Origin of the sequence: Nostoc flagelliforme FACHB-838 (assembly GCF_014698065.1) — a bacterium.
Taxonomy (GTDB): Bacteria; Cyanobacteriota; Cyanobacteriia; order Cyanobacteriales; family Nostocaceae; genus Nostoc; species Nostoc flagelliforme_B.
In genome coordinates this window covers 1-6,250 of the sequence record NZ_JACJSI010000343.1, presented here as the reverse complement: position 1 = coordinate 6,250, position 6,250 = coordinate 1, and the positions used below count along the sequence as shown (strand labels likewise).

At 42.4% G+C, this 6,250-nt stretch carries 5 protein-coding genes and 2 pseudogenes; 5 read left to right on the top strand and 2 right to left on the bottom strand.

All coding sequences use genetic code 11. The features are described 5' to 3' along the window. On the top strand, positions 1-351 hold a 351-nt coding region (locus H6G97_RS43095), incomplete at its 5' end, for a transposase (RefSeq protein WP_190941080.1). 252 nt (positions 352-603) lie between these two features. Here H6G97_RS43095 and H6G97_RS43090 read toward each other — a convergent pair. Then, positions 604-892 (bottom strand): annotated as a pseudogene (locus tag H6G97_RS43090) (transposase); the annotation flags it as partial. A gap of 190 nt (positions 893-1,082) precedes the next feature. Here H6G97_RS43090 and H6G97_RS43085 point away from each other — a divergent pair. Next, positions 1,083-3,566, top strand: coding sequence for an FG-GAP repeat protein (locus H6G97_RS43085; protein WP_190946656.1), 2,484 nt, complete (start codon positions 1,083-1,085; stop codon positions 3,564-3,566). 214 nt (positions 3,567-3,780) lie between these two features. Here the strand turns inward: H6G97_RS43085 and H6G97_RS43080 are convergent. Further along, positions 3,781-4,095, bottom strand: a pseudogene (locus H6G97_RS43080) (IS701 family transposase); the annotation flags it as partial. 604 nt (positions 4,096-4,699) lie between these two features. On the opposite strand from H6G97_RS43080, the gene parA reads away from it, so the two are divergent. From parA to H6G97_RS43065, 3 genes are all read left to right on the top strand, one after another. After that, the gene (gene parA, locus H6G97_RS43075) at positions 4,700-5,350 is read left to right on the top strand and encodes a ParA family partition ATPase (RefSeq protein ID WP_190946655.1); all 651 of its coding nucleotides are present in this window, start codon (positions 4,700-4,702) and stop codon (positions 5,348-5,350) included. Beyond that, a complete protein-coding gene (locus tag H6G97_RS43070; RefSeq protein ID WP_190946654.1) occupies positions 5,337-5,612 on the top strand; it encodes a hypothetical protein in 276 nt (91 codons plus the stop codon). Before parA ends, H6G97_RS43070 begins: the two co-directional genes overlap by 14 nt. Before the next feature lie 102 nt (positions 5,613-5,714). After that, positions 5,715-6,005, top strand: a complete 291-nt coding sequence (locus H6G97_RS43065) for a DUF1016 N-terminal domain-containing protein (protein ID WP_242055992.1) — start codon at positions 5,715-5,717, stop codon at positions 6,003-6,005. The last annotated feature ends 245 nt before the right edge of the window (positions 6,006-6,250 follow it).

The following is a 6,250-nucleotide window of genomic DNA, read 5'->3' as shown; positions in this document are numbered from 1 at the left end:
ACCTCAGCCAGTCTTCCAGAACGAGAAGGAGCGAAAAAAGTTCTCAACCGAGTTCACAATACAGGCAGTCAGGTAAAACGTTTAAATCTTATTTGGATGGACGGCGGATACCGTGGTGAAGAATTTATGCGTTGGGTGATGGATATGTTTCGCTGGATTGTGGAAATTGTGCTTCGACCATTGGAAAAGAAAGGTTTTGTCCATTTACCAAAGCGCTGGGTTGTTGAGCGAACTTTTGGTTGGCTTAACTGGTGTCGACGTTTAAGTAAAGATTATGAACGACTACCAGAAACCTCTGAGACTTTTATTTACATTGCGATGATCCGGATTATGGTCAGGCGACTGGCATAATTTTTAACTCGCTTCGACTTTTAAAACATCCTCTAACGATTTGCTTAAATCAAAAGTAGAATATATATGATTTTTCATAAGCGCGTAGGCATTCCCTGTTTTGATGTCAGATATCAAAACCTTTACTCCAAGGGGAATCCTACCTTTTTTTGTATCCTAAAATCATCTACAAGTTTAACCAGTATTGATGCTTAACTCAAGGTGGCAAATATCCTAAGTACAGGTAAATAGGTTTTTAGCGATCGCACCTTTTTTGCTCAACCTCACCAAATCGCGTTGCTCCCTGATCTCTAACCGACACTGATTCACCTGGCTACTAGACCAAGGTGCTTCAGTTAAAAAGTGGTGTAATCGGTGGTAAGTCACTCCTACAGCATTAGAAGCCTATTTGAGACAGGTTTTTTCTCTCACTTTCACCCAATAATCCCCCTACATAGTGTCTAAACTCTCTTTTTTGAGCCTTATGAGTAAACACATCATCAAACCGTTGACACCATCTTTCTCATCTTGGGGGCATGGCTGCGGGAGTGGTTTCTTTCATGAGCTTTTTTCAACGTGAAAGCTATGCTAGCTAAGTATTATACTTTTTTTCGCTCTTAACTTTTGTTTAAGTCCCGTTAGTCGATGCAATGCCATTGTTAGTCGATACAATGCTATTGCAGGTCAAGAGACTTGTGTGTATAAAGCGTAGTAAACCTTTGAAGCTTAGTCCCTAAATATAGGAAAAAATCATGGCTAATTCATCATTTGATATCTCTAACTTGAATGGCAGCAACGGCTTTGCTATAAACGGCTTAGATAGGTACTCAGGCTATAGCGTCAGCAATGCAGGAGACATCAACAATGATGGCGTTGACGACTTGATTATTGGCGCACCTCTTGTAAACCCCAACGACAACTTTTTTGCAGGGCAAAGCTACGTAGTATTTGGGGGGGCAAATGTTGGCAGTAGCGGCGTGTTCAATCTCTCTGATTTGAATGGCACTAATGGCTTGACTATAAACGGCATTGGTGGCGAGTCCGGCAGGTCAGTCAGCAATGCAGGGGATATCAACAACGATGGTATTGACGACCTGATTATTGGCGCACCTTTTGCAAGCCGCAACGGCATCTCTCAAGTTGGGGAAAGCTATGTGGTATTTGGGGGGACGAATGTTGCCAGTAGCGGTGCCCTCAACCTCTCTGACTTGAATGGCACTAATGGCTTTACCATCACCGGCATTAATCAAATAGACACCATAGGCAACTCAGTTAGCAATGCCGGAGACATTAACAACGATGGTATTGACGACTTAATTATTGGGGGATTTGGGAAAAGCTATGTGGTGTTTGGGAGGACGAATGTGGGCAGTAGTGGCAGCATCAACCCTTCATCCCTAGATGGTACTAATGGCTTTGTCATTAATATTATGGCTAACAATTTCAATTTCATCAGTTTCTCAGTCAGCAATGCGGGGGACATTAACAATGATGGCATTAACGACTTGGTTATTGGGGCGTATCAAGCCAACTCTAACGGCAAAGAAAATGCTGGGCAAAGCTATGTGATATTTGGGGGGAAAAATGTTGGCAGTGGCGGCACTTTTAACCTCTCTGACTTAAATGGTACTAATGGCTTTGCCATTAACGGTATTGCAGCAGATGACGAATCAGGCTTCTCAGTCAGTAATGGGGGGGACATTAACAACGATGGCATTGATGATCTGATTATTGGGGCATGGCGTGCGCCCGCCAACGGCGTCATTCAAGCTGGGCAAACCTATGTGCTATTTGGGGGAACGAATATCGGCACTAGCGGCACTTTTAACCTCTCTGACTTGAATGGGACTAATGGCTTTGTCATTAACGGTATTACTGAGAATAGCTTCTCAAGCTTCTCAGTCAGCAATGCAGGAGACGTTAACGCTGATGGTATTGACGACCTGATTATTGGCGCACCTGAGAGAAACCAAACCTATGTAGTCTTTGGGGGAAGGAATGTCGGCAAAAGTGGCAGCCTCAACCTCTCTGACTTGAATGGCACTAATGGCTTCACTATTTCTGGGGAGGGCGGGATAGGTGTTTCAGTTAATTCTGCCGGTGACATTAACAACGATGGCGTTGACGACCTGATTATAGGCGCACCTGATGCCTCACCCAATGGCATCCTTGGCGCTGGGCAAAGCTATGTGTTGTTTGGGGGGCCAAATATCGGAGTTAACACTCTTAACCTGACGGGAACTCCTGGTGCAGATACTCTTGTAGACACAGCTAGCAACAACATCATCGATGGTTTAGCTGGTAATGATACCCTAACAGGGAGTGGTGGTCAAGATAAGTTTGTGATTCGCCGAGGTGATGGCAATGACACCATCACCGATTTTGGTGGCGTTGGTAAAGGCTCAAACCCGTCGGCGGCAGTAATTGCCAATGTTGATACACTGCAATTTACAGGTAGTGGTTTAACTGCTCAAAATCTGCAATTAACTCAAAATGGTAACAACTTAGAAGTTACCTTTGAAAATGTGGCTAATACCAAAGTGACTCTGCAAAACTTCAAACTAGAAAACCTCGATAACATACTTGCTTCTGGAACTAGACCTGCCATTGCCAATATCCTGTTTGATGGGCAAACCAACATTGCCGACAGCTTTGATGTGATTAATGCCAACTCCACTCAAACTAGCCTGTTCAACAAGAACACAGTCACATTCCTCAATGACCTGAATAACAGCATCATAGGTTTTGAAAACTCCAATGATGTGATTAATGCTCAAGGGGGTAATGATATTATCTACGGCTTGAGTGGCAATGATCTATTGCGAGGCGGCGTTGGAAATGATACTCTCGCCGGCGGTTCTGGTAATGATGTTCTCACAGGTGGTGGGGGTGCTGACAGATTCCTTTACAACACCAATGCTGTATTTGCCAGTGCTGCTGTTGGTGTAGATGCGATCGCTGATTTCAAACATTCCCAAGGCGATAAGATTATCCTGGATAAAACTACTTTTAGTGCTATCACTTCAACTGCCGGAACCGGTTTTAGTAATGCCAGTGATTTTAAAATTACTTCTTCGGCGGGGACTAGCACAGCGAAAATTATCTACCACGCTGTGAGTGGGCAGTTGTTCTACAACCAAAATGGTAGTGCGACTGGTTTTGGCAACGGTGGTCTATTTGCAACTCTGGCTGGTGCGCCAAGTCTCTGTGCATCAGATTTTGTGGTGCAAGCGTAGGAGCGCACATCTGTTATCTGTGTCAACTTCAGTAAGGTAGGACACTTATGCTACCCTACTGTGTTTTCAATTTATACAAAAAAAACTATTATACAGCACCTCCGGCAGCTATGAGGTACATCATTAAAACTGAAAAGTATGCTAATAAAGGGGCAAGGAAAAAACTGTACTGCATAATAGCGGGAAGCGCTGTATAACGGGACTTAGACAAAAATTAAGCCCAAATGTAACCTAAACTAGCTTTATAAGCAGCAAACACGTCACGATTCAAGTTCAACCAATCAACAAATCGAAAAGACATAGCTGTTCTAAACGCTTCTAAGGCTTCAATAAAGGTGTTCAAAGATTTGTTAGCCCATCTGCGCCTTAATCCCCCAGTCAGCTGATGCCAAAGAATAAAAGTATAGGCACAGAAGACCAAAATAAAATGCCGAATTAGACTCTTTTTATCACGGACTTGATATTCTTTCAGTCCTAACCAGCCCTTAGCTTCTCGATAGAAAACTTCTACCCAATTTCTGGCTCTATAAGGGGAGAAAGTAGCGAAGCTGCTATAAGCCGCCATGCAACGGCTGAAAACGCTACCCAGAGAAAGTTTCAGAAAAATTTTTCCACTTTTACCCGAAAATGAGATTTTGACCAATTGGACGCACACTTAAAGCTGTACCATTTAAACCTCATTGATTTTTACAGCCTGAAACCCTCATGGCTACGTTACTAAATGCAGTACCAAATAGCCTAGACTTCAATTGGCACAGTAAAAATAAGGTTTTTCGGCGATTTTCATCTCATAGAGCAATTTTATTTTTGTAACCCTTTCGGAGTAAGGCTTTCAGACGTTACGTGGCGGCTCATGACAGGCTCGCTACTTTTACCCCTACAAACAAGCCTGCCTTGAGATCACAACAGACATTAGATAAGCTTGTAATTAATTTAGCTTTAGATTACTGAGACACAAAGACCGTGTAAAAGTGGCCAATTTCTAGCTACAAATGTACTTTTGTAATTAATTACATTTGTATTAATACTCTTTTGTGCATTTGTAAATTTGTAATTTAGGGATTAAGCTTGGTATTGTCACTTTCTGGAATTTGTCATCACCTAATGAATTACATTTTTACAAAAATACATTTATGAAAATTGCAGTTTTGAACCAGAAAGGGGGCAGTGGCAAGACCACAGTATCTATCCATTTGGCTCATGCTTTTTCTATAAGAGGGTATCGAGTATTACTTGTTGATACTGACCCTCAAGGCTCAACCCGTGACTGGGCAGTAGCACGTAATAGTGAAGCTCCATTTAGCGTTATTGGTTTGGATCGTCCTATCTTGCATAAAGAATTGCCCAAACTAGCGCAGGGGTATGATTTTGTTTTCATTGATGGTGCGCCAAGAGTTTCTGACTTAACCCGATCAGCAATCATGGCAGTGGATTTTGTGCTGGTTCCTGTACAACCATCTCCTTTGGATGTGTGGGCGGTGCACGAGGTAGTAGAACTTGTACAAGAGGCCACTATATATAAGCCAGACCTAACAGCAGCATTTCTAATCAACAGAAAGATAGCGAACACTGCTCTTGGGCGAGAAGTAACTGAAGTTTTAGGAGAATACCCCTTTCCAGTGCTAAAAGCACAGATAAGTCAAAGGGTCGCATTTGCTGAGTGTTTGAACATTGGGAGTACTGTTTTGGAGGCTGCCCCGAAAAGTGCTGCCAGTGATGAAGTACGAGCAGTTGTTGAGGAGATATTAGAAGCAAGAGAGCAAACGAATCATGGCAGAAGTTAAAAAATTACAAAAACTAAGCTTGAGGCCAGGTGTTCAGAAAACGCCTGTAAAAGATGAAGCAGCAGCGTGGGTGGAAAGTCGTAATAGTGCTGAAACACCTAGTACTACAGGGACAGAAGAAGTTAACAACGGCAAAAGCAAACGAGTTACTTTTGAAGTTACCTCAGCACAGCACCAGGAGATTAAAATCCGTGCTACCAAAAAAGGTATGACCATTAAGGAATATATGATTGCTCTAGTTGAGGAGGAGCTAAAAAGCTAATGTAATTTATTACATTATTACATTTGTATTTATTTACATAATTACATTATTACAACTGTTTGGAGATTTCAGACGCAGTTGGCTCTCGTTGGGGTTTGAGTTATGAGTGATTTAACGGTTAATGATGATTCATATCAGCAGTTGTTAGATCGCATTGGTGAGTGTTTGGCGTTGGGGCGACAACGGGCTTTTGAGCAGGTTAATTCAGTTTTAGTAGAAACTTACTGGCAGATTGGGCGTTATATTGTCGAGTTTGAGCAAGCGGGCAAGGAACGGGCAGAATATGGCAGTAAGTTGTTACAGGTGCTTTCACGAGATTTGAAAGCGTCGTATGGTAAGGGATTTAGCCGTTCTAAGAAAGCAGTATATGCGTCTGTTTTATTTGAACTATGAGAATTGCCAAACACTGTCTGGCAAATTGAGTTGGTCACACTATACGGGTAATCGACCACGGGGCGATCGCAAATTACAAGAAAGTAAAACCCATTGACATTAAAGAGTTAGAGCTCAAAAGAAGCAGACAGCAGACTAATTCAATTTGGGAAATCAAACTGTATAAATTCGTGGGTTTTAAGCAGCATAATTGAGCAGCAACTTTACTCGGCAGGAACTTGTGGAAGTAAAGAAGGAGTTGGTTG